This is a genomic window from Limosilactobacillus ingluviei DSM 15946 (genome assembly GCF_001435775.1).
GTDB classification, from domain to species: Bacteria; Bacillota; Bacilli; order Lactobacillales; family Lactobacillaceae; genus Limosilactobacillus; species Limosilactobacillus ingluviei.
The window spans coordinates 24,957-50,037 of the sequence record NZ_AZFK01000048.1 but is presented as its reverse complement, the minus strand read 5'-3'; the positions used below and the strand labels follow the sequence as shown (position 1 = coordinate 50,037).

The 25,081-nt window shown below is 42.3% G+C and carries 16 protein-coding genes and 4 pseudogenes; 16 read left to right on the top strand and 4 right to left on the bottom strand.

The annotated features are described in order from the left end of the window. Positions 1-321 precede the first annotated feature (321 nt). The 5 genes from FC43_RS06595 (at position 322) to FC43_RS11595 (ending at position 9,518) form a co-directional block, all read left to right on the top strand. Positions 322-531, top strand: a complete 210-nt coding sequence (locus FC43_RS06595) for a hypothetical protein (RefSeq protein ID WP_056955070.1) — start codon at positions 322-324, stop codon at positions 529-531. Positions 532-540: 9 nt separating this feature from the next. Continuing rightward, positions 541-4,032, top strand: a complete 3,492-nt coding sequence (locus FC43_RS06590; protein ID WP_056955067.1) for an Eco57I restriction-modification methylase domain-containing protein — start codon at positions 541-543, stop codon at positions 4,030-4,032. Then, a complete protein-coding gene (locus tag FC43_RS06585; protein ID WP_056955065.1) occupies positions 4,025-7,540 on the top strand; it encodes a DEAD/DEAH box helicase family protein in 3,516 nt (1,171 codons plus the stop codon). Before FC43_RS06590 ends, FC43_RS06585 begins: the two co-directional genes overlap by 8 nt. Then, positions 7,494-9,251, top strand: coding sequence for a transketolase-like TK C-terminal-containing protein (locus tag FC43_RS11535; protein ID WP_082611474.1), 1,758 nt, complete (start codon positions 7,494-7,496; stop codon positions 9,249-9,251). The genes FC43_RS06585 and FC43_RS11535 overlap by 47 nt, the downstream gene beginning before the upstream one ends. A 141-nt stretch (positions 9,252-9,392) precedes the next feature. Continuing rightward, complete coding sequence (locus FC43_RS11595; RefSeq protein WP_420864771.1) at positions 9,393-9,518, top strand: putative holin-like toxin; 126 nt, start codon at positions 9,393-9,395, stop codon at positions 9,516-9,518. A 400-nt stretch (positions 9,519-9,918) separates the two neighbouring features. Here the strand turns inward: FC43_RS11595 and FC43_RS06575 are convergent, their stop codons facing one another. The 3 genes and pseudogenes from FC43_RS06575 to FC43_RS11590 all read right to left on the bottom strand — a co-directional run. Then, positions 9,919-10,977: a hypothetical protein gene (locus tag FC43_RS06575; RefSeq protein WP_156648318.1), complete on the bottom strand. Its 1,059-nt coding sequence runs from the start codon at positions 10,975-10,977 to the stop codon at positions 9,919-9,921. Beyond that, positions 10,910-15,664 (bottom strand): mucin-binding protein, encoded by a 4,755-nt coding sequence (locus FC43_RS06570; protein WP_156648316.1) that lies wholly within the window; start codon positions 15,662-15,664, stop codon positions 10,910-10,912. Before FC43_RS06570 ends, FC43_RS06575 begins: the two co-directional genes overlap by 68 nt. Before the next feature lie 426 nt (positions 15,665-16,090). Further along, positions 16,091-16,156 (bottom strand): annotated as a pseudogene (locus FC43_RS11590) (YSIRK-type signal peptide-containing protein); the annotation flags it as partial. Positions 16,157-16,475: 319 nt separating this feature from the next. Between FC43_RS11590 and FC43_RS06565 the strand changes: the two are divergent. From FC43_RS06565 to FC43_RS06525, 11 genes and pseudogenes are all read left to right on the top strand, one after another. Then, positions 16,476-16,904 carry a hypothetical protein gene (locus tag FC43_RS06565; protein WP_056955056.1) on the top strand — a complete coding sequence of 143 codons (429 nt, stop codon included), beginning with the start codon at positions 16,476-16,478 and terminating at the stop codon, positions 16,902-16,904. A 564-nt stretch (positions 16,905-17,468) separates the two neighbouring features. Continuing rightward, positions 17,469-17,741 (top strand): helix-turn-helix domain-containing protein, encoded by a 273-nt coding sequence (locus tag FC43_RS11085; RefSeq protein ID WP_056955054.1) that lies wholly within the window; start codon positions 17,469-17,471, stop codon positions 17,739-17,741. 28 nt (positions 17,742-17,769) lie between these two features. After that, entirely contained in the window at positions 17,770-18,060 is a 291-nt protein-coding gene (locus FC43_RS11585) for a DDE-type integrase/transposase/recombinase (RefSeq protein WP_082611472.1), read from the top strand. Between the two features lie 15 nt (positions 18,061-18,075). Then, a pseudogene (locus tag FC43_RS11580) lies at positions 18,076-18,219 on the top strand (IS3 family transposase); the annotation flags it as partial. A 120-nt stretch (positions 18,220-18,339) separates the two neighbouring features. Continuing rightward, positions 18,340-18,579, top strand: a pseudogene (locus FC43_RS11390) (group II intron reverse transcriptase/maturase); the annotation flags it as partial. 549 nt (positions 18,580-19,128) lie between these two features. Then, positions 19,129-19,635: an EXLDI protein gene (locus tag FC43_RS06550; RefSeq protein WP_056955050.1), complete on the top strand. Its 507-nt coding sequence runs from the start codon at positions 19,129-19,131 to the stop codon at positions 19,633-19,635. 27 nt (positions 19,636-19,662) lie between these two features. Further along, the gene (locus tag FC43_RS06545; protein ID WP_477218337.1) at positions 19,663-20,376 is read left to right on the top strand and encodes a response regulator transcription factor; all 714 of its coding nucleotides are present in this window, start codon (positions 19,663-19,665) and stop codon (positions 20,374-20,376) included. 1 nt (position 20,377) lies between these two features. Next, positions 20,378-21,286 (top strand): sensor histidine kinase, encoded by a 909-nt coding sequence (locus tag FC43_RS06540; protein ID WP_056955046.1) that lies wholly within the window; start codon positions 20,378-20,380, stop codon positions 21,284-21,286. A 136-nt stretch (positions 21,287-21,422) separates the two neighbouring features. Beyond that, positions 21,423-22,346: an ABC transporter ATP-binding protein gene (locus tag FC43_RS06535; protein ID WP_056955044.1), complete on the top strand. Its 924-nt coding sequence runs from the start codon at positions 21,423-21,425 to the stop codon at positions 22,344-22,346. Then, complete coding sequence (locus FC43_RS06530) at positions 22,339-23,103, top strand: ABC transporter permease (RefSeq protein ID WP_056955042.1); 765 nt, start codon at positions 22,339-22,341, stop codon at positions 23,101-23,103. Before FC43_RS06535 ends, FC43_RS06530 begins: the two co-directional genes overlap by 8 nt. A 6-nt stretch (positions 23,104-23,109) precedes the next feature. Further along, a complete protein-coding gene (locus FC43_RS06525) occupies positions 23,110-23,880 on the top strand; it encodes an ABC transporter permease (protein ID WP_056955040.1) in 771 nt (256 codons plus the stop codon). Between the two features lie 362 nt (positions 23,881-24,242). Here the strand turns inward: FC43_RS06525 and FC43_RS06520 are convergent. Beyond that, positions 24,243-24,929 (bottom strand): annotated as a pseudogene (locus FC43_RS06520) (site-specific integrase); the annotation flags it as partial. Between the last annotated feature and the right edge of the window lie 152 nt (positions 24,930-25,081).

Below are 25,081 nucleotides of genomic sequence, written 5' to 3'. Positions count from 1 at the left end.
AATATTTATGACAAAACGTGCGGAGTAAAAATACGAAACTGGTAAAACCTAAAAATTGCTGGATCGCTTGGGCGCGTTAAGGTGCAAACTCGCGGAGTCGGCATATTTTTGAAATAACTTGTCAAATCACTTCCTTTCTTTGGTATACTGAAAACAGCTAAATACATTTAAACTAATAAAAATAATAATCATAAATTAGTTATTGAAAATAGAGATACCAAAATTAACCAGCAAAATGGTGGATAATGAAATATCCATTTTGGCTATTATATTAGACACCAAAGGCGTACAATTAGCTTAAGTTAAGGAAGGAGGAGGACTGTGCAAACTAGTATAAGCGATCTAGAAAAGGCGCAATTGATGGTAAGCGATAAGAATTACCCATTGTCTGAAGTAGCCAAAGTAACGGGAATTAGTCACCCGACACTCAAGCTGTACCGGGCTAATCCGGAAAAGTTAAGAATGGCGGCTTGGGAAAGAGTCAATGCGCTTGCGACCTATTACGATGAAACTCATCAAAATGAGAAATGAGGGAAAATAATGGAGTTCAAGGATGTGCTCAAGGCACTAAAAGCAGATAACCAGTCTATCGAATTAATCGCTGAGTATCTGGGATATCAAGTTGGTCTGAACCCAGTTAACGCTGATGGTGATTGGCGAATCTATTTCTCGCCACGCGTGGAGGGCAAGGAAGCCGGGGTGATGGCAATTCGTCCGGTCGACGAACTGTCACCATCAACCTCTACCATGGAAGTTCGCAAGCTTTACCAACAGGTGACGGACTTAACGGAATCGTTTGGGGGATCATTTGCGGTTTCGGCGGTCGCGTTCGTGGGTCAGCAACGTTTGGTTGTTTTTCCGGGCACGGCAGGGAACCGGGACACACGATTGGACCTTAACCCTGATACGATTACCAAGAACCTATATCTTGACAACTTAGAGCAACTAAAGGATGCAAATCTAAAACTCGAAGAAGATATTTTCTTTGGTGGCTACACGATTAAGATTTCGGATGCGGTGTTCCGCAAAGAATTAACAACCCATTTCTTATCAGTAGTGGCCTTTTACCGCAAGAAGCTCTCGGAACTAATTACTGGATCGGATCTTAAGAATGAGTTGGAACCGTTGCTGTACGATAACGCCAAGATTTACTTACACCATAGCGATCTTAACAACTTGATCCAAGAGGATTCGTATACGTCTTCGTTGGCTGTGGTGGTGGACACTTTGATTTTACGCCAATTAATGCGGCGCTTCTTGGAAGGGTACTACGGGCCAAAAGCCTTTGAAGTGAATGATATCGCGCTTGGGGTTGGTAGTGGCACGATGGATGAAGCAATCCAACAAGCTGTGGATATTAACAGCCACTTGGGGGATGAACAGTCCTTCAAAAAGTTAAACCGCAAACCTAATCCAATTCAGGAAATTGACCTCTTTGAAGACTTGTTCAACGATGACGAAATTGAACAAACCAGTAACGTAAATATCAAAGCTGGCAAGAAAGAAGAAATTGCGGAATTAACTAAGCTGGCCACGGAACAATTCCGGCTGGCCTACCATGGGGATCTGTTTGCAGGGAGCGTTGCTGAAGTAACTAACAAAATTGATGCTCGCATGGCTGAAGAATTCCCAGAAATTATTGCTAAATTATGGGCAGATACGGCATCGGGTAACTACTCCTTCCGTTACCAAGATATGCCGCCGGAAGCATTGGAAAAGCAGTATGAAGAGTCTATGAGTAAGGATATCCAAATCAAGCTCGATGACGAAAATCAAAACCCTATTGTCTTTTATGGTGATGACAAGAAGGAACAAAAGGATAAGGGGGCTTATTACACTGACCAGCGTTTCGTTAACTACATGGTGAATCAAACTGTCAATGTGGAGTTTGAGAAGCGGTTTGATGCCATCAAGGCTGCTTTGGATAACAATGACTCAGCACAAATTATTGCCACGCTTGACCATTTGCTGGATCTAAAAGTAGCTGACTTTACCGCTGGTGGTGGGTCGTTCTTGCGCGGAGCCTTTCTTAAGTTAGCGGGCAAATATGAACTCCTTACAACACTTAATTTGCCAGATGATATCGTCAAACGTTATCCAATGTTGGCTGCCAGTGCTGATGGTCAATATCAATGGGAAAAGTATGTCTTGGAACATATGATTTACGGGGTTGATATTGACTACAAGGCTATCATTATCGCTAGTCTGACCTTAACCCTTTCGTCACTCGAAAATCACCCACACGATACCAAATTACCAGAATTGATTGGTCGGACGTTGATTCACCAAAACACCCTAATCAATGCGGTGCCATACTACAAGCGGGAAGAAGCTTTCACTCCATTGAAGAAAGATATTGCGAAGCTTCGTCAGCTAAAGCAAACTGATTTTTCGGCCTTTGAGCAACTCCGCAAGGAACTGCAAACCAAAGTAATGAAGTACGCAGGTCCGGTGGCGAAGTACGCCGAAGTCCTCCACATTGAGGCGATCGAACTTAACTTACCTGAAGTGTTCTTTGAAGCGGATGGGACTTTGAAGCCGCACGGGGGGATGGATGTAATCATTGGCAACCCGCCATGGGAAGTTTGGAAGCCAAATTCGGATGAGTTCTTTGGGCCGTATGATGCTGGTTACTTGAAACTCGGAAAGCAAAAGAAGTTGGCCCGCCAAAAAGAACTGATTGCCAAGTTCCCGACGCTTGATCGGAAATGGCAAGAAGAAAACGATCGCAACAAATTAGGCTCCATCTTCTTCCGTAGTGACGATGCCTTTCGCTATCAATCTTGGGTCGTAGGTGGCCGCAAGACGTCTGCTGACTTGAACTTATACAAGGTGGCTTTAGAACGGTTTGCTCAACTTTTGAGCGGGCAAGGGCGGTTATCAGTGCTGGTGCCGGACAATTTGGTCACGGATGCGGGCTCCACTGGCTTACGGCACATGTTGTTTGAACACTACCAAGTTGAAGAGTTCCTGTCTTTTGACAATGGTAAGGGGATTTTTCCTGCCGTGCACAGGAGTTACAAGTTTGCTGTCTTAACGGTTAACAGCGAACATCCCCAAACGGATCAGTTCAAGGCGTTCTTCTACCAACAGTCTCTGGATGCGCTCGTTAATAACGATCGAAAGTTAACCTACCAACTAGCTACGATTCGGCAAATGGACGCGGAACGGTTAGCTTTGTTTGAAGCGCAAAGTCAAGAGGAATTGGACCTGTATCTCAAATTGCGATTGCGCTATCCAGCTTTGAGGGATACTGGTTTACTGAAGTTTGGTAATGACTTCCATAAAACCAACGACTCATCATTATTTGTCCCATACACTGGGGCAGAAAACGAACTACTTCTGTATGAAGGAAAGACAATGAATCAATTTAAATTGCTGTCTCCTGAACAATTTAGTGAATTATCTCCTGCCGCACCTGTGCAAGCAGTTGATTTAAATGTACAGCGGGTGAAGCAAAAAGTTAAAGATCGTTATCACGAATATCGGATTGTTCATCGATCTATTGGTCGTGCTACCGATACCCGAACTATGATTGCAACATTGTTACCACCACATAAAACATTCACGCATAGTTTGTTTGGCCAGATTAATATTGAAATTGATTTGAAATTTAAATTATTTGCTTTAGGCTTTTTAAATTCATATCCAATTGATTATGTACTACGCCACATGGTAACAACCAATATTAGTCAAATTTATGTTAAACAATTACCAATTCCTCAAATAAACGACGTTGCGGATGCGGATAACCTTGTCCAGATTACCAAAGAATTGTTGCTGGAAAATAAGGGGATGTACCCAGACTTAGATAACTTGGTTCCGGGGGATGATTACCGGGGATGGCAACACGATGATTTGATTGCTGAACTCAATGCGCGAATCATGCTGGACTTTGATCTAACAAGAGAAGAAGTGGTTTACCTAATGAAGAGTTTTGAAAGTGCTAAGCACGCAAAGAAGGTCAAAGAGGAAACACAACGCATTATCGATGTCTATGATCGTCTAGTAGAGGAACGGAATCATGACTAAAACTACTGACTTTTTTAAACTAACGGACGAACAAACAACCCGCTTGTTAAGTGACCGGGTAATTGATAACCGGCAAATTACCATGACGCAAGCGATTAATTACTTGCTCGGCAAGCAGGAAGTTAAGAGTTTAGATATTGCGGTGGGATATTTCTACCTGTCGGGTTTGCTGTTGGTTAAAGACGTATTTACTGATTTTATGAACCAGCGAAATGGTCATTTTCGGATTTTAATGGGGAATGAAACTAATAAGGCCACAGTTAAACTACTTGATACGAATAGTGAGGGAAACTACTACCAGTACATCTATAACCAATCAAAGAGTGATACGGCCCAAGTTAGTGACCAAGAATTCTTAGCAATGGTGGAAGAGTGGTTAGCTCAGGGGCGGATTGAAGTGAAGGTCTACACTGGTGAGGCCAACTACTTCCATGCTAAAAGCTACTTATTTGCCAGCTCACAGAACGCGGACGAAGGGACGGCTATTGTCGGTTCTTCTAACTTCTCGCGGAATGGATTAGAGGGCAATACAGAACTGAATGTACTGTCGAAAGACAATTATCTAGCGCTTCATCGCTGGTATAGTAATCTTTGGCTTTCAGAAGAGGAGGTCCAAGATTTTTCCCCGGATTTGATTAAAATTGTGCACTCCAATGTACCTGATAAGCCACAGGGACTTCCTTATAAGACAGTAGAGGAAACTTACTTTGATTTCGCTAACCTCTATGCGAAACCTTATACCGAGTTGGACCCTAAAAAAGATTGGGTCAAGGATCTCTACCCACACCAACGCTCGGGAGTCGTTGCAATCAAAGACCGCTTGGACACCTTTGGTACCGCGGTACTTTCTGATGGGGTTGGGCTTGGTAAAACGCGGACGGCTGCTGGGGTACTGCGAAAGTATATGGAATCCGAAACAGTTAACAAGGTTCTGATTTTAGCTGACAGCAAGCTTCACACTCAATGGCGGGAAGAAATGAAAGCCGTGGGAGTAGCTCCTGATCAGTACACGTTAATGTCACGTGATGAATTAGTCCGCCGGCCCTTAAAAGAGATTGACCGAATGCACTTTACTCTGATTGTCGTTGATGAAGCCCATCAAGGCTTTAAGAACAGCCGGACGCGGTCTTATCGAACCCTACAACGGATTAAACGAAAGTTTCCGGATACGAAGGGGTTAATGTTAACGGCAACGCCTTGGAATAACCGCCGCGACGATGTTTTAAATATTGGTTTACTCTTCATGAATCTGGATGGGGTGCCGGCTGATCGGACCTACAAGCAATACCTGTTACTTGGTGGAACGACTGGTAAAACGGTGAAGAAGCTGGCAACGGACGATAAGGCCTTCAATGAGTTTTGGCGGGACCTGTACTTACAACGAACCCGGCATACCTACGGGGGACAGGGAGCCCAATTTCCGAAGCGAAACTTTCCCTCAATTGCGATTCCATACGAACCGCAAAAGGAGCAAATTTTCTCAGATAATTTTGAAGCGATTGCTAACCTTCACTTTCCCTACATGGACCCAATTACCTATGTTGATCCCAACAAGGATCGCAGCATGGCTAAGCAATTAAAGTTGCTGTTGTTAAAACGGGCTGATTCAAGTTGGATCGCCTTTCGCGATTCGCTGGAAAACATTGAAGGTCGTTTGTTCAAGCTCAAGAAGCGGTTCGAACAAGATATTATGCTCAAAAAGGGGAAGGGGCTGCTCAGGGCTTACCAGAACTTATTAGGCGAAGCGTATGACTTGAGTAACTATCAATCAGAAAACCTGGGCTTCTTTGTAGTGGATGGCCAAGAAGAGAATCTTGATGAACAAGAACAGAATTCTAAGTTGCGCAAACAACAATATCTTGATCATATTACTGAACAGATTGAGTCGATCAAAGTAAACACGGCGACTAAAGTAGTGGAAGAAATGTATCAAGACATTGTAGCTGATTTAAGCATTTTACAACGCTTGATTGAGCGTCTTAATAAGGCATACGTAAAAATTGACGAAAAATTAGATACAGTGCTTAAGCAAGTTGATTACGAGGTCCAGCAACATCACAAGGTGATCCTAGTGTCACAATTTGCGGATACTGTTCAGTATTACTATGATGCACTATACGCACACTTCAATGGCGACAATCAAGGGCATGATGATCAACATCCCCTTAACCTACCAATGGGGAAGGTACTCGGGGGTGGCAATAACGATGGCAACCGGCTTAATCAGGATCAGGCAAGTAAGCAGGCAATCTTAGAGTCATTTTCGCCCCGTTCCAAAAACCGGCTTGATCTGCTGGGCACGCCTCAGGAAATTGAGCTCTTAGTGGGGACAGATACGATTTCGACAGGTCAAAATTTGCAAGACGCGGTTACCTTAATGAACATTGACTTGCCTTACAACCCAATGACTTTGGAACAGCGAATTGGGCGGATTGACCGGCCACGCAAAGACGCTAAGACAGGTGAAATTTACATCTACACCTTCCCGGCCTATCGTTCAATTGAAAGTCAACTTAAGATGACTCAACGCTTAGGCACCAAGATGGAAGGGATCATCTCTGATACCGAATTTGATGATGTTGTACTTCCGGAATACCAACACTACCTTCAAAATATGAATAAGAAGCCTGCTAAGGCCGTTGAAACAATGTTGAATGAAACGGACGCTAAACTGACTTATCAAGGCGGAATGAGCGCTGAACAGCACTCTGAGCAGTATCAAGAAGCTAATCGACGAATGTACGATTATCGAAGCAATGGCTTTAAGAAGTTAGCAAAACCAGCTGTCCCAACGTTCAGTTTTAGCAAGGTCAAAGAAGGATCTTCAGCTGTAGTGGTAACCTTACACTATCGTGATGTAAACGGTTCGGAATTACAAGATGAAAACGTCTTGATTAATTTGACTAACCAGACAACTAGCACGATTATTGAAGTCGAAAAAGAATTTCGAGCAGCGCTAGGCCACTCAATCATGACAACCGGTGAATTTGACCAGAATAAAGCTCTCGCCTTAGTGAGTCGTGCTAAGGACGCCATAAAACAGGCTATTAAAGCCAAAATAGACCAGTACAACTCACAACAGCTTTCCATGAAAGACAACATGAGTGATCTGGCTGACTCGACTAGCTCAAAAGCAGCAGCCAATATTAGATCAAGCACAAAAGCTAATCCTGCTTATGTGGCCAATCGCATGCAAGAATGTGGCCTTAAGCCAAGTGATTTAAAGGGGATTGTTAGTTACATTCAGACAATTACGAAAGAGGATATAACTGAGTATGCGATTGTCAAAGAAATTGCGGCGAATGTAGACCGCTTCTGGGAACACTTCGATAGTTACTCAGAATTATTTTCTCCGGATCGCCTCGAAGTCATGAATGACTTAGGCGAACAACGAAAACAAGTTGACAGTCGGGCGGCAGATTACGAAAAAAGTTCTTTTGACATTCTACTTGGCAACTTAATTGCGGAAACCGAAGAGAGAAGTTCGTCGTTGTCGCGGTCTTCTTAAACAACTCATCCGCATTTCCTTCACCACGATTATCGGGTACGTCTTTGCCCCAATCGCTTGGTTAATGGGGGTTCCAAATCAAGACATTGTTAAGGTTGGGAGCCTAATGGCCGCGAAGCACTTAGCAGCAATCTACAATCGGCCGGATTACCCAGTTATTGACAACCGGATCTATGTCGAAGCTGGGGATGGTGACCTGATGGAAGGGATTAGCCACGAAGCGGCTAGTCTTGCTGGTCACTTGCGCTTAAACAACTTAATTGTTTTGCTTGATTCGAACCGGAACACGATGGACTCCCTACTGAGCGATGAAAGCAACGACAATGTTGCAGAACGCTTCAAGGCCTACGGTTGGAATTACCTTGTAGTTGAAGATGGGAATGATCTAGAAGCGATTGATGCGGCGGTCCAAATCGCTAAGGATGAACAAACCCGGCCGACCTTAATTGAGGTTAAAACGACCCTTGGCTATGCGTCACCATTAGCAGATAGTCATAAGGCGCACGGGACCGTTTTGACAGCTGAGCAAGTACAGGCCACGAAGGCAAACTTAAATTACCAAGCAGCCCCATTTGCGGTTCCTGAAGAGGTCTATGCGCATTTCCAACAGTTGCGTGAACGTGGGCAAGCCGCACACAAGGCTTGGGATGACCTAATGACCCAATACGCGAAATCTTTCCCACAAGAGGCTCAAAACTTACAAGCCAATCTTACCAATGCGATTAAGTTTGAAGCTTCGAAGCTAGCACCTGATTTCGCCGAAAATGAAGCCACGCGGGACGCAATCCACCAATTGCTCCAAGTAACTGCTGAACAATCCGAACTCAATCTTTGGGGTGGTTCCGCTGATTTGGGAAGTTCTGATAAGACTTACCTTGATGCGGATAAGGGCTTCCAACCGGATCGGTACGACCAGAAAAACATCGCTTTTGGGATTCGAGAATTTGCCGAAGGGGCCGCTCTAAATGGGATTGCCCTCTACGGTGGTAGTCGCGCCTACGGTAATACCTTCCTGATCTTTTCCGAATACATGCGAAGTGCCATTCGGTCTGCGGCGCTGATGGATCTGCCAACCCTCTACTTGTTTGGCCACGACTCCATTTCCCTCGGTCCGGATGGTCCGACTCACCAGCCAATCGAACAACTAGCAGGCTTCCGGGCCATGCCAAACTTAACGGTGTTCCGTCCAGCGGATGCATTGGAGACTATGTATGCTTGGGAAACCGCCCTGAATCAACAACATCCAGTCTTAATGGCCCTCGGCCGGCAAAAGCTCCCAACGCTGTTTAAGTATCAAGATGCGGTTAAGCAAGGGGTGCCAAAAGGTGGGTACATCCTATCTGAAGCTGCGAACAATGAACCAAGTGGGATCCTGATGGGAACAGGGTCCAAAGTTACGTTACTCTTAGCAGCTCAAGCTCAACTTGCGACCGACAACATCTTTGTCCGGGTAGTATCGATGCCGAGCTTCGAGCTCTTTAAGGCTCAGCCACAGGCTTACCGGGACGAAGTGTTACCACCAGTCCTACGACAACGGCTTTCTGTTGAAATGGCCACGACGGACGACTGGGCGCAATTCGTGGGTCTTGATGGTGTCTCCATTGGCATTGATCATTTCGGCGCTAGTGGTAATGGGGATGATCTGATTAAGCGTTCGGGCTTCACGGTTGAAAATATCGTAGGTCAGTACAAGCAAAACTTTCTGAAATAGTAGCCTAAGAGGCATCCCCAGAACGATAACAGAAGAGGCAAAAAACTCCTTGCAAATGCTGTAATACCAGTATTTGCAAGGAGTTTTCATGCTATAATATTCAGCGAGGAAGTTTTAAGGGCGGTGGCTGACTCAGTAGAAATGAGGTGGTTCCATTGGAACAACTCTGGACGAAAGGGAAGCCCAATGTCGACGTTTCAAGCGCTGACGTTGATGATTGCTTTTGGTATGCTAGTAGCTACCATTTGCAACAACAACCGAAAGTAATTGATTTCAGTGCATTAGAAAACCGTCCCTTGATAACTTTGGCAGGTTTCAGGACGGTTTTCTAATCGTTTCTTGTCACTAAGCCACCGCCTTTAAAGCGGCCTCTTTACATAAATATTGTAGCACTTATTTTTTTAGTTGGCGACTGCTTGAACTAATTATCATCGTAGAATGACTTTTTCGCCACTTTGAGATAGAATAAAGTTAAGGTTTGTGCTAGGATATAAGCCGCACTATTGCCATTAAGTCCGAGGCCAACCGGGAATTGTAACCCATGACCCAACTAGGCTAAAATTGCTAACTTCTCCCATGAGGGGGACCACGGCCTCTGGTTTTAACCAGACAAGCCCTATAAGCATCTACAATACGAATGCTTATAGGGCTTTTCTAGTACGGATATTTAACGTCCAACACCTAAGTAATGATGCAAAACATCAAGCCTATTATGACCAAGTTCTTTACTCAATTCGAAGAATGCTCCATACTGCGCTTTGTATGCTCCTACCTGCCAGTTATCTGAAAGATTAATTTCTTTGGTTGACGCAACCCAATGCCATCTACCGTCAGGCTTGTGACCATTACGTACATAAGTTTTAACGGTGCGAGTGCCACTATACGCCACCTTATCAAGCTCTTTCAGCCTTTCTTGAGCATATTCAGCCCGGAAAATGTGAGCGGGAATAGAGTGTGGCATATCAACGTAGAATGGTTTATTTGCGCGCATATGACGATGGTATACTTCTTTTTTTAGCAATTCTTCAGTTACAGGATAGGCATAGCAACCGTAAAGTTCTTCCATACGATTACATAGAGCATCTCTTACTGGAGCAAGACGAATTTTACCTCCTTTTCCGCGTACCAGGGCTAATAAGCGACCACTTTCATCACGGTAGACAGATTGAGGACCAAATCCTTCAGATTTTGCCTGAGAATGAACAGAAAACATTTCGCGGCGTCGCAATCCAAAAGCTCGTATAGTGTCTATCTCATCACGATATCGTTGATAACGATCAGGATAAAATCGCCGCCATTCATCAGAAGTTAGCAACTTATTTCTCCGCTCTAAATAGCTTCTTTTAGGCATTCCACTAATTTTAGATTTAATGATTCTTTCTTCAGGCTTCCAGTATTGAGATCCAATCATTAAGTGATTAATCATTAAGGCGTCAGCATTGAGCGTACTTGCGCTGAGCCCCTTATCTCGTTGATAAATAAGGTACTGAATAGCAACGTCTCGTGTGATTTCGTCCATCGAACGAATGAGAGTCTGTTCTTTTAACCAAATCGCAAAAGTCTGAGCTCGTTTCCAGTGAATTTCGTAACTGCGATGAGAATAGATTCTTGTGTAATCAGCTTTATGACCTGTTTTCAATTTATATGAGTGACGATTATTAACGGATCCTTTTTTCTGTTGTTTTATTAATTCTTGTCTGAATAATTGCATAATATTTTTTGTCATGATTATCTCGCTTTCTATGACTATGAGAATTAGCGATTCCCAACAGGGCAAGACAACTAGTTAACGAAGCTCCAAGCAAAGCAATATTGTCAGAGGTACCATCCCCAGTCTGCGGGAGCTCAGTACCACCATGGTAACTGGAGACAAAGCCAAGTGGCTGACTGCGTGCCATAAAGTTAGCGGCTAAAGCAGAGCTACCGCTGCTGATAGAGGAGCCGATGATAGACGCTGAAGGCGGTGTATTAACATCATCCCCGCGACTGCTTGTCGAAGGGGATGGATTGCTAGTCGTACCGGCCATGGTTGCCGAATTGTTGGAATCAGGAACACGTGCGTCATCGTGCTGGGTAGGCTTATCGACGTTTTCCTCATTGCTTGGCTGAGAAGGAGTCAAGTCAGACGAGAAAGCTTGGATAAAGACCGTGAAAGTAGGATTACCTTGCGCTGCGAAGGTCAACGTTCGAGGCAGGTCTTGCCCCGGTTCCAGTTGCCAGCCGGTAGGAACTTGATAGGTGAGGGGGATGGTTTGCCCCGTAACGCCATTTAGTGCTTGGGTAGCGATAACCTTATTTGAGTTATTGGTATCAACAAATTCAATGACGGCGCTTTGGGGGGCAGCTTGATAAACATCCGCCGGTAAGGTAAGCGTCGTGTCTTGGGTGGTGCCAGTTACTGGGGTGATTGGGTAACCAGCATCTGTAACGGTGTACCCCGGAATGGTTGGGAGGGAAAAGGCCGGCCAGCTGGCGGTGGACCAAGGCCCGAAGGTAACGTGCATCGTGACCAGGTCAACATCCCCAGTCCGGGTCAGATTGGCGATTTGCGTGGTTTGTTGAGCCCCATGAGGTGTTTGGTACTTGATGGTCCGCGTTACCTCTTTCTGGAGGTCCGCCAAGGCCACGCCAAGTGGTAAGTGATCCTTGTCGACAACTTGATGGCGGTGGACGATTGGAACAACCAGTGGGGGTTGGTCAGCTTGGAGGGTAACCGTCAGTGGCAAGGTCGCAGTTGGGGCTAATTGCCACCCTGATGGGAAGGTTTGCGGAAGTGATAAGGTCTGCCCAATGGTTCCTTGGATTGACAGGGTTTGGATTACTTGGTCCGCTTCATCCCGATATTGGATTAGCAATGTTTGGGTAGCCGGCGTAGGTTGCTCATCAGAATCACCGGACTGGTTGTCCGTTGAGGGCTTGTTTTGCCCATCGGCAGGATCACCGGAATTAGCCGAATTCGAATTGTCGGGATTCTCATGATTACCCGGCTTACCGTTGCCTTGTTCGGATTGATCGGGGTTGTCCGGTGGGGTGGTTGTAGTATCAGAGTTGTCAACGGGTGGTTGTACAGTGTGGCTGTTGTTACCTTCATCCCCCGGCTGGTCAATTTTGCTAGAGTCAGTGGTAGCTTGGTAGCGAATCGTAATCGTTTGGTCTGTGGTTTGTCCATCGACAGTTAAGGCTGGAACCGTAGTGACGGGTGTGTAGCCAGTAATTGTTGGGGCTGGAACAGCCACTAATTGCGCTGTTGACCAAGCCTGCCAAGAAGTTTGTTGGGTGACGAGGTCTTGATTACCTGTCCGGTTTAACGTGGCCGTCTGCGTCGTTAGGAGGCGATTAGCGCCACTTTGCGGGTCAAGATAGTTAATGGTCCGGGTCACCGTTTTTTGCTCGTGTACGGGCCGGATTTGATGTTTTAAATGGACTAGCAGGGGAGCGGGATCAACCTCTCCGTCAAAGCGATACGTAGTCGGGTAGTTACCAACAAGCAGGTAGTTGACTGGGGCTTGGATCGGAAGGGTCACCGTTTGGCCCGTCATTCCTGTAATGGCCTTAACCGGGCCAACTTGTGCTTGTGCTTGATCGTCATCCAGATAGCGAATTGAGAGGGTTAAGGTCCGGGGGATGGTTTCGTGATCATCATGGTCGGTAGGGTTGGTTGGCTCGCTTTGATCAGCCGTGTATTCGAAGGTTACGGTTTGATTAGCGGTTTGACTGCCAACCGTCATAGCGGGTGCTGATGTCCCATTCATAACGTGGTACCCCTTAATGGTTGGTGGGGTGACGGCGGCAAAGTGATCTGTCGTCCAGTTGTCCCAAGTGGTTTGCTTCGTTACGTGATCAGTCTTGCCGTTCCGTTGCAAGGTCACTGTTTGGGTAGTGACTGGCTTAACTGTCTGAGTGAGGGGATCCCGATAGTTGATGGTCCGGGTGACCTGCTTAGTATCTTTAACCGCTGTAACGAGGTGGCGCAAATGAATCGTCAACAAGTCATCTGCCCCGGTAAATGTATAGCTGGTCGGCAATGTTCCAGTGGCTTGATAGTTTGCGGGCACACTGAGCGTTAATTGTTGCTTAGCTCCTGTTGTTCCGGTCACGGTGTCGGTTTTGACGACCTGACCTTGATGATCATCATCAACGTACTTAATTGTTAAGGTCTGGTTTGCGGCCCGGTAAGTAAAGGTTACAGTTTGGTCCGGGCTAGTTGAGGTAACCGGCAAAACGGGGGCGGCGTCAGCGTTAGCGACCTGATAGCCTTTGATAGTTGGGGCGTTGACAGCCTTAAACTGATCCGTTGACCATGGTTGCCAATTCGTGGCATTGGTAACGAGGTCTTTCACCCCCGTCCGCTTTAAAGTGACCGTTTGGGTGGTGACTGGTTTAAGCTGCTTGGTTGTGGGATCTTGGTAGTTCACCAGCCGTTTGACTTGGTGTTGCTCCGATACAGTCTGTTCAGCATGGCGCAGGTGAATCGTTAAGGTTTGCCCTGCTTGTCCGGTAAAGGTGTAGTCAGTGGGGATGGCCCCGCTGAATTGGTAATTTGCTGGGGCGACAATGCCCAGTGTCACCTTGGTGTTCGTAGCCCCGGTCTGGGTTTCCGTTTTAACCAGTTGTTGAGCCTTTTGGTCATCGACGAATTTGATCATCAGCACTTGCGTTGCCGCCGAATAGGTGAAAGTTACTGTTTGATCTTTAGTGCTGTCCGTCACCTTCATTGCCCCGGCGGCAGTAGGGTTGGTAACTTGATAACCGGCAATTACCGGGGCGCTTACGGCTGCCCATTGGCCGGTGGACCAGCCTTGCCAATTCGTACCGTTGGTCACCAAGTCTTTGGTCCCCGTCCGCTTTAAGATAACACTTTGCTTGGTAACTGTCTTCGTTTGCTTAGTTGCGGGATCAGTATAATTAACCGTCCGGGTAATCGTCCGTTGATCGGTAACGGTTTGGGTTTGGTGCTTAAGGTGGACCGTCAGTTGTTGGTTGCCTGCGCTGGTAAAAGTGTATTCAGCTGGGGCGGTCCCCACAATTTGATAATTAGTCGGAGCTTTGATTCCCGTGGCTACTTTACTGCCAGTTGGGCCCTTGATAGTTTGAGTAGCCCCCACTTGGGCCCCACCTTTGTCATCATCAACGTACTTGATGGTGGCCGTCTGGGCATTAGCGGTGTAGGTAACATTAATCGTTTGTTTCCCGCTGTTTGCGTTTGGGGTCACTGCACTCACAGTTGCGGGGTTCGGCGTATAACCAGCGACGGCCGGTGGGGTATAGGCCGCCCATTGGCTATTGCCATCCACCTGCCAATTGCCATAACTAACCTTATTCGTGCTCAGGTCTTTGGTTGCTGTCCGTTTGAACTTCACGGTTTGGGTAACGGTGGTGACCTGTTTCGTCAGCGGGTTGGTGACGTTAATGGTCCGCGTCACATTGGTTTTGGCCCCGGGATCAGTGGCGGAAACATCTTGCGTTTTGGGCTGGGCAGCTTTGTATGCAGCCGTCTCTTCAATGGACTGATTCTTGATTGTGGTAGCCGCTGGGTGGTTATAGGGGTTATACCAAGAACCATTATCGTCAATGGTGAAAATGGAGTAGCCTTTCCACCAGTCGTACTTAGCAAAGACCTTGTAAAAAGCATCGAACCAGTTGGCAACAACTTGGTCATTGCTCGGCGTGTGTTGGGCCGGCCCGTTATCCCACGGGCTGGCGGCGGCTTTGGCGTAGGGAGGAATCCCCAACTCACCGAAGAAAATCGGTTTCTGCCATTTGTCATGCAAAGCTTGGATTTGCGCTACGATATTTTGGTGCCGATTATTATAGGGCACGTCATAGAGGGCTTTTTGTAAATCTTCGGAAGTTGGATTAGCCTTGTCAGTCAGTTCGAAGTAGGCCGCAATCGCAATCACATCAACGTCTTTCCAGAACTTCCGGTTCAGCATGTTGTTATAGTTGGTCACGGTATCCGATGCCCAATCGGCATAGTACCACCAGTTGGTCCGGAAAAAGATTTGGCCATGGTAGAGAGCCCGGACCTTTTGAATCGCCGTTTCCCAGTCATCTTCGTACTGTTCGGTCTGGATCAGATTGGTGGCCATATACATCCCGTAGACGTGGTTTTGTTCGGCAAACTTAGCTGTGCGCTCTAACAATTGATCATACTTAGCAAAGAATTGATCTTTATTACTTGGGGCCCAAGCGGTTTCAACATCTCGCAGTTGGTTGACCACCGGGTAGAGTTGGATGATGACTTTATACCCTTTAGCTTGCAAGGCATTGACGTTTTCGACCATTTTATCCCAATCCTTTTGGGCGATATATGGATCACTACCATGCAAGTCACCAAAGTCGGTCAGTAGCGACACGGTTACCGCATTCAGCCCCAAGTCTTGGGCTTCCTTAATGATTTCGTTGGAATCCATCCCTCCGGACGGGGAGACACTCCCCGCTTTGATAAAGCCCGGGTCTTGGGTTTGGGCTGGTTGCGCAGCTGGCTGATTGACTTGGGCCAGCTTAATTGCCGGGGCATGGGTTAATTGAGGGGAAACACTGCGTCTTGTTGCAGGTTGTTCATTTTTGATAGCAGCGACCGGGGAGGTTGTTGTATTGGTTTTCGTAAGTGACGGGCGGGCAGGGGATGAGGCAGGCGATTGTGGTTGGGGGGATGCTTGTGTTGCTGATGGCGAATCGATTTTTGGATCGTTGGTTGAGCTAATGCTTAAACTTGATTTATCATTTTGATATAATTTGTTATCAAAATGATACTCATTTGTATCAACCGTATGAGCGCTTGCGCCTGTAGCGATTGATGTGTGGTTAACATCCGCTTGTGCCGTCAAAACGCCATAAATAGTAGTCGACAGCAATACGGACGCAACGCCAAGCCCTAACTTCCGTAAGCCATAGTGGGGCACCTGTTTGGTTGTCCACTGATCCCGCAATTTTAAATTATTTTCTGAAACTTGAAAGCAAAAAAGAGCATAAAAATTCCCTATTCCCTTGATATAAGCGGGATATCACTGCATTAAATTAGTTTCTGAAACTTGAAAGCATGAAATAGTGGATACTTCCCGCTATTTCATGCTTTCAAGTTTCAGAAGAACAATCTAAAGGATAAGTGGATATGAAATTGTACAATTTAAACCGCCATTTTTGTACAATTTCATTCCGCCCTTGACAGTAAAAGTTTGTGTTACAAGGAAATTCAATGATTAAATTCAGGAGGTACACGTTATGAAGACGATTCATGTAAAAAGAAATTTTACATTTATTGATGATCGAAGCACCAAATATTTTGTAATTAATGGAAAAGTTAAAGGGAGAATTGGGGTTTTAATTGATAACCAATTTAAAACAGATGAAGCACAGGACGAAGTTTATGTAAAGGATTTTTTTGGAATCAGAAGTAATATACTCAAGTTAAATGAAGATGGAGAATTTTTTATTGAGTATAAACTCAATACGGTTTGGCTAATTTGTACATATCTAATGTTGCTCCTTACATTCATATTCATTGCAATTATGGGGATATCTTCTATTAGGCAGTATATTTCAAATCATTTGATTTATATGATATTGCTTCCAGGAGTATGGGTACTTTATATTAGTATCACATTATTGTTTTTAAGAAATAAGTTATATATCATTACAAAACGGCCATAAATTTCTTCAGTTTGAAATAAGTAAATTCTAGTCTATAGAATAATAAAGCTATAGTGAGCAGTCGAAAAACAGTTGCTCACTTTTTTTTTACCCCAAAATCGAAAAAATATATAAAAGTCCTTTACAACTGAATATGATATGCTCCCTTTAGAGTAGACACAGAAATATGTAAATTCTGTATCTTACTCTGAAGGGGGTTTTTATATTGTCAAAAAGAACAAATTTCACATGGAAACAACGTATTGAAACTGTTGAGATGTATTTATCTGGAAATTATTTCTACACTGAAGTAGCTAGAAAGTTTGGGACTATAGTTCCTACATTGAAAATTTGGATTAGCTCTTACAAAATAATGGTATAGATGGATTAAAAAAGTCACATACACAGAGAAAATATCCGCTAGAACTTAAACGTGCAGTTGTTAGTAATTATTTATCAGGAAAATTTTCATCATTAGAATGTTGTGTTAAATACAATATCTCTTTTGATTCTGTACTACGGAGATGGATTTCTCAGTATAATAGTGGTAAAGAAATCAAAGCCACTAACGGAGGATCTACGCGAATGAAAGCTGGACGTAAAACAACATTTGAAGAACGGATTGAAATTACCATATATACCATTGAACATGATAAAAATTATTCCGCTACTGCCAAGAAGTATAACGTTTTTTACCAACAAGTATATAACTGGGTTAAAAAATATCTCGCTAAAGGGAAAAATGGACTCAAGGATAATCAGGGTAAACAGTTTGAGAAGCGTGATTTGTCCGAATTAACGGATTCCGAAAACTGGAATTGGAGCTTCGTGAAGCCAAAGCTAAAATTCAACGCTTAGAAGTGGAGAATGCCCTCTTGTTACTTTCTTGAAGTATGGAAAAAAGGAGTATAAAGCCTATTTTAGCACTATAAAAGATTTATGTGGAGGTCAGATAATAAGTTGGGTTGTAAGTAAAACTAACGATAATCCTTTAGTTATGAAGACTCTTCACCAAGCTTTAGACAAAAATCCTGAGGCAACCCCCATACTACATAGCGACCGTGGTTTTCAGTACACATCAAAAGAATATGCCCGTGAGGTAGCTAAAGCGGGGATAACTCGTAGTATGTCACGAGTAGGTAGATGTATTGATAACGCACCTATGGAAAGTTTTTAGAGCCACTTTAAAGATGAGTATCACTACGACAAGACTTTCACAACCTATAAAGAATTAGTAGCTGGTATTAACGACTATGTTACTTACTACAACACTAAAAGTTATCAATGGAAATTAAACAGCCTAACTCTGGTAGAATACCGAAATCAAGCTGCATAAATTTTATATTTTTTTAGTATCTACTTAACAGGGCCCACACCACCCTTAGGTATTCCCACTGTTGTAGACAGAATAGTGCAATAAGCTGTTGCACAAGTACTATCTAAAGGATATGAAAGATATTTTAGCGAATACAGTTATGGTTTTAGACCAAATCAGAGTGATTATATGGCTATAGAACAGACTACCCTATATCTAAACGAAGGATATGAATGGATCATTGATATAGATATTGAGAAATATTTCGAAACAGTAAACCATGATAAGCTAATATCAATCTTAAGAGAAAAGTTTAACAAAGCGCCAACACATAACCTTATCAGAAACTTTCTAAGAGTAGGGATAATGGATGATGGATGATGGATTAATCTCAGAAAGTATCATGAAAATGTGGAAAAGGCCCAAGACTAAGTATAAGCGCCTGAGCCAACTAAGAAACCATCTAAAGTGTTAATATATCTGATGAATAAATACGACAAGTAGCGAACAGTAGATTAGGATTATATAGACAATGTGGGATGAGCGTCGTCAACTTCCTTCTATTGCCAGAAGTGCTAGAGAAGAAAATTAGGGAACAAAAACGCACTAATCAACCCACTAAAGTACTATATGAGAAACAACGCTTGAGTCTATAATGATGTAACGCCGTATACGAGACCCGTACGTACGGTGTAATGAGAGGGTGAGATATAAGAATTCACCCTACTCTATTGTAAAAATTAAGAACTTTATATATTGCATTTTGATATTAGGCTATCACTATTCAGTGAAGAATCACAGTCTTTAACATCATAATGATGGAAAGACAGGCCTATCTTGACAAAATACTTCTATATGATTATAATTATGTTTATAATCATATAGATACTAAACTTCAGATACAAGTTACAAAAATAAGGAGGTATAGTTATGGCTACAAAAAATATTTATGTTGCAGAAGCAGATCTACACCTATTTGATGATGCTGCCAAGTACGCCGGAAGTGTTTCTGCCGCTGTGATACAAGCACTTCAGGACTTTCTAAGTGTTCAACGCAACAAAAGTGAAGGATATGACAAGATTGAGTTAAACCTCTATGAAAAAGGGGTAAGAAGAAAGGTAATGTTCTATGGTATGGAGATTACTCGTGTAGAACGTCCGGTAGACGGTGGAATAAGGATTGATACGATTTACAAAACTGCAAAAGGCCAGCTTGCAGTGGCAACCAAGGTTCGTAAGGAGCTTCCGGATTGGGCGAAAGGGAATCCACACGTATGGGAAAACCCGCAGTCTTGGTCATATGATTTTTGGAATCTGGGGGACAGAGTATTAAACGTATATCCGGATATAGAGAGCCTAAAGGAGAAGGATGCGTATCTTGCTGAGTGCTGCGAATCTTGTCTTTCGGCAAAACCTTATGAGTTTTTGGATATTTAGAGTAAATAATAAAATGATATGGCTGGGGTGATTTATTTGAACAATATTTTAATGATAGATGATGATTTGAGGCTATGTGATGTCATAAAAAAAGCTATGGCTGCGGAAGATGTCGCATTGGATTTTTGCGAGTCTGGGTTAGAAGGAATTTCTAAGCTAAAATCTGGCAACTATCAGGCGGTTGTGCTGGATGTCATGCTTCCGGGTATGGACGGCTTTGAAACCCTTCGACAAATTCGAGAATTTAGCAATATCCCTATACTAATGCTTACTGCAAGAACAGACAGTATCCTAAAAATCGAAGGATTTAGAACCGGTGCGGATGATTATCTAACGAAACCATTTGAGCTGCCAGAACTTGTTGTTAGAATTTTATCTTTGATTCGTCGCTACACTGTATTTAATGGGATTGAAGAAGTAAATGCAGAAATATGCTTTGATGGTCTGAAGATCCTTCCTGATGACCGCTCTGTACATGGTGAATTCGGTATCTGTGAACTACATCCAAAGGAGTATGAGATTCTATTTTTCTTAGCAAAAAATCAGGGTAAAATTTTAACGAAGCAATCTATTTACGAATCCGTATGGAAGGATGAGTATATTTACGATGATAACAACATCATGGCAGTGATCAGTAGACTACGAAAGAAGCTGCAAACTGTTACAAATATGAATGACTATATAGAAACGGTAAAGGGTGTCGGCTATAGATTTAATAAAAAATATAGGAGGCAGACCTAATATGAATCTATATATTTTTGTAATTATAATTTTGCTGACTGTCGTTCTTTTTGGAGTTTTTCAATACTACAAGTTGAAAAAAAGCATGAATGAAATCGTAGAGGTTTTGATGGATGTAGATAGTGGTAACGGCAATAGGAGAATATTATCGAAACCACGAGATTTTCTATCACCTGTTGCTTTTCGCATTAACCATACAATTGCAGATTATGAAGATCAAATTTCGCAACTGAGAGTAAAAGAAAAAACGACCAATCAGCTGCTGACAAGCTTCTCCCATGATATACGTACACCTCTGACGGTAATACGTGCGTATTTAGATGCAATAAAAAATGGAACTGTAGTTGGAGAAGAAAAAGAAGCATATTTAGAAGTGATAAGAGAAAAAGCAGCGGATCTTAGCTCTTATACAGATAGTATGTTTGAATGGTTTAAATTAAATTCAAAGGAATATGCCTTATACTTCGAGAGTGTGGATATAAATGAATTGACTCGAAGCTATTTGGTCAACTGGATTCCCGTTTTTGAAGAAAGAAAAATGGAATATATGGTGGATATACCGGAATATCCATCAAGGGTTTTACTCGATAAAAATGCGTATTACCGTATATTTGGGAATATTGTTCAAAATGTAATTTCCCATAGTCATGCCGACAAAGTAGAGATTCGGATTGATGATGATAGCGGAAAGGTCAGTGTGACAATTAAAGATAACGGTATTGGTATTCCTGAAGAAAGCATTGGTCATGTTTTTGAGCGATTATATAAATGTAATCCTTCACGCAGAGGAAATAGCAGTGGTCTTGGCTTATCCATTGCGTATGAGCTTGCTCAGCTTATGAAAGGAACAATCCTTGTAGAAAGTATTCCCAATCAGTTTACGCTTTTTAAAATTGAGTTTGGCAAATAGTTGAAATCTCACGTTTTTCTTATGGACGTGAGATTTTCTTTTCATAATTGCAAGGTTATTGCAAGGTTGCTATCAGGTTTGTGTAATGTCTGGATGATAAACTTTTCCGTGATAAGAAAACTTAGGAGGTCTAGGGATGAGTAAATACATTATTGAAACAAATCATTTAACGAAATTCTATGGAGAGCAGAAAGCTCTGGCGGACATTAATATTCATGTGAGGCAAGGTTCTATTTATGGTTTATTAGGTAGAAATGGTGCCGGTAAAAGTACCCTTATGAAAATTCTGCTTGGACTCACTTCAGCAAGTGAGGGCGAAACATTTGTTTTCGGTATGAATGTAAAAAAGGACTTGCATAAAATCTTGCCAAGAGTAGGGAATTTGATTGAAACACCCGGATTTTATCCGAATTTGACCGGATATGAAAATTTAAAGTTGTTTGCCAGAATGCGTGGTGTCACAAAGAAAAATGCAATAGAGGAAGCACTGACGCTGGTTGGTTTAAACAATGAGAATAAGAAGCTTTTTTCAGAGTATTCACTTGGTATGAAGCAAAGGCTTGCCATTGCTTTGGCGGTCATGCACGATCCTGAACTGCTAATCTTAGATGAGCCTATCAACGGGTTAGATCCTATTGGAATAGCAGAAGTTAGAAAACTGATACGAAGTTTGTCTGAAGAACGAAGAAAAACGATTTTGATTTCAAGCCACATTCTATCGGAAATAGCTTTGGTAGCAGATGATATAGGGATTATTGACCATGGAACTTTATTAGAGGAATCCAGTCTTGAGGAATTGGAAAATAAAAATAAAGTATCTATTCAGTTCCAGCTTTCAGATGTTGGTCAGGCTTCGATAATCTTGCAGGAAGTATTTAAAACGGATAACTTTAAGATTTCCGGTAAAGAAAATATTGAGGTATACGACACGAATTTGCCAATCGCAAAAATGAACAAAGCATTCGTAGAAAGTGGAATTGATGTGCATAAGGCTTATCTATTTGAAGAATCATTAGAAGATTACTTCAAGAAAATTACAGGAGGTGAGGGCATTGCTTGATTTGGTACTGTGTGAGTTTCAAAAGTTAAAGAGAAGAAAATTTATCACTTTAACAATGGGTGTAGCCTGCCTTTTTCCGCTTCCCGTTTTGTTTCTTGCTCTTAGGCAGCAACAAGCATTTTACATGTTATTCAGAATGGTATTTATATTTGGAGAAATGCTATTTTTGCCTTGTGTATTAGGGGTGTTATCGACAATTATTTTCTTAACAGAAGATGAAAACGATGTTTTAAAAAATATACTGACTGTACCGGTCAGCAGGACAAAAATCTTTCTATCAAAGTGTATTATGCTTATGATACTGGCGATTATTTACTGCTTATTAGAGCTGAGTGCAAGTATATTATTTGCTTTCATGATTGGAAATGCCACGAACGCATCTTCATTTATATTATTTAGCATTTTAAGTGGTGTATTTATTTTTACTTGTTCCATGCCAGTCGTGCTATTTGTCATTACGTTTGGCAAAAATTTTACAGTATCCAATATTGCGTCATTTATCTATGGAGTAATTTGCTTTGCATTGGCATACTTATGCACTGGCCCCGGAGGAGAGGTGCTTCTGAAATCGAAAATAGGAGTGTTGCCAATTGTAATGGTATTTCGATGGTATCTTGGATATTTTCCTTTAGAGGAACGCTTGGAAAAGTTTAACTTATATGTCGTTCCAACGCCTGTGATGATAGGTTATATATTGATTTTCCTCGCAATCACAGTGTTCATTGGAATATTGGTGTACAGAAAGAAGGAGGTGTAAGAGAGAATGGGTCAATTATTGATTTGTGAATTGAAGAAACTCAAGAGATGTAACGTCTTTTGGATCATACTTGCCGGAGCCTTCTTTTCTGCTTTTATGACATATGTTCAATTTGTAATGTCAAAGAGCGTGGACAATCAAGTTAGTAATTTTATGGAATTCTATATGGCAGCGATTTGGAATAACTTTTTTGTAGCTTTTCCATTTTCAATTACGATTACAGGCGGAATGATTTTTAATCAAGAGTATAGTAATGCTACATTGAAATCCATTATGACCGTGCCTGTTTCGATTAAGAGATTGTCCTTTGCTAAGGTCATTATTATTGGTGTATTAGCATTTATCCTATCGTTGACAAATTTCATTTTTGTTGTCATCGGAGCTGCGTTATTGCATCTTCCTGAAATTACAACTTTTCATTTAATAAAATCCTTATTGCAGGTTTGTGGTATTGGAATGTGTATTTATATATCCGTTTTACCCCTGATTATATGGGGCTTTAGGAAAGTGAATGGATATTATCCGATGATGTGTATTGCATTTATGTATGGCTTTTGTGGGAATTTTCTTATTCCTAGGGGATTGAGCGATTATTACCCGGTTACTGCTGGCTTACGGATCATCCAATATGATGTTCTTCCCCAAGGAAATAATGCAGTGGCATATATCACAATGTTGGCTGTGCTACTTCTATCAGTGTTAATGATTGTCTTTATTCCATACTCTTATGAAAAAGCGATTCATCTGAAAGCAAAAAAGAAAGTGAAGAAAAGATAATATATTATGTAGGATGGCTCATAACCATCCTCTCTTTGCATATACAGTTGGATGAGAAGTTACTTTAGTCAATCATAAATTGAATCTTGAAAAATCATTTCCATCCTTATGAAATCCTTAAAATTATGTTCTGAAACTTGAAAGCATGAAATAGTGGATACTTCCCGCTATTTCATGCTTTTTTGCCTAAACAAAGTATAAATTTCTAATTATCTTTTTATATTTTCTTAAATGCTCGTAAAGCCTTATTCTATGTGCTTTCGAGTATTTTTACTGTAGGAAGATACTTCACGTTTCTTTGCATATTTCCTCATGTCTTAGCTGTCAGAAGTGGTAAATAAGTAGTAAATTCATTTGTACTACTAAGCAACAAGACGCTCCTGTTGCTTCTCTTTATTCAAGCGTTTCATTTCTGCCATTGCAGAATCGAATGTTGCATGTGCGTAATAGTTCAGCGTCATGGCTATATTAGCATGTCCCATAATGTACTGTAATGCCTTTGGATTCATTCCTGCATTTGCATAGTTGGTACAGAATGTATGTCGCAAACTATGTGGAGTGATGTGTGGCAATTTATCCTCGTTATACTTATTGTATTTCTTAACAAGACCTTTCATCATGCCGTTGTAATCACTTGCCACTTTTGGATAGTTCTTTCTATTAAGAAAGAGGAAATCACTATATCCATCAATCTCAACACGCTTATCATTCTTTCGATTCGCTAACACTCGCTTAAATGCTTGATAGGCTTCTTCAACCATAGGAACTTGACGTTCGCCACTTTTGGTCTTTGGTGTTTCAATGTAGTACCCAATTTCAGTATCTCTCAATAGCTGATGGTCTATATTGACAAGACGATTCTCAAAATCTAAATCTGGAAGTGTCAAACCACCAAACTCTGAAATACGAAGACCTGTTTTTAAGAGTATCAGAATTTCATCATAATTTTTGCTGTAGGTTTTATCAGCTTTTGCAAAGGCTAACAGTTTTTCTTCCTGTTCTTCTGTTAGTACGGTCTTAGGGACAGTATCATCATTCGTTCTACTTTTTCGCTCTCTTTGATTATGAAATTGCATGCCTTTTAGTCCAGCTGATTTCACTTTTTGCATTCTACAAACTGCATAACTCATATGTAAATCGCTCCTTTTTAGGTGGCACAAATGTGAGGCATTTTCGCTCTTTCCGGCAACCACTTCCAAGT

Coding starts and splice junctions, on each gene's coding strand:
- FC43_RS06590 (WP_056955067.1), top strand. CDS start 541: ATGGAGTTCAAGGATGTGCTCAAGGCACTAAAAGCAGATAACCAGTCT.
- FC43_RS06585 (WP_056955065.1), top strand. CDS start 4,025: ATGACTAAAACTACTGACTTTTTTAAACTAACGGACGAACAAACAACC.
- FC43_RS11595 (WP_420864771.1), top strand. CDS start 9,393: ATGAGGTGGTTCCATTGGAACAACTCTGGACGAAAGGGAAGCCCAATG.
- FC43_RS06575 (WP_156648318.1), bottom strand. CDS start 10,977: ATGACAAAAAATATTATGCAATTATTCAGACAAGAATTAATAAAACAA.
- FC43_RS06570 (WP_156648316.1), bottom strand. CDS start 15,664: ATGGATTCCAACGAAATCATTAAGGAAGCCCAAGACTTGGGGCTGAAT.
- FC43_RS06565 (WP_056955056.1), top strand. CDS start 16,476: ATGAAGACGATTCATGTAAAAAGAAATTTTACATTTATTGATGATCGA.
- FC43_RS11085 (WP_056955054.1), top strand. CDS start 17,469: ATGAAAGCTGGACGTAAAACAACATTTGAAGAACGGATTGAAATTACC.
- FC43_RS06550 (WP_056955050.1), top strand. CDS start 19,129: ATGGCTACAAAAAATATTTATGTTGCAGAAGCAGATCTACACCTATTT.
- FC43_RS06540 (WP_056955046.1), top strand. CDS start 20,378: ATGAATCTATATATTTTTGTAATTATAATTTTGCTGACTGTCGTTCTT.
- FC43_RS06535 (WP_056955044.1), top strand. CDS start 21,423: ATGAGTAAATACATTATTGAAACAAATCATTTAACGAAATTCTATGGA.
- FC43_RS06525 (WP_056955040.1), top strand. CDS start 23,110: ATGGGTCAATTATTGATTTGTGAATTGAAGAAACTCAAGAGATGTAAC.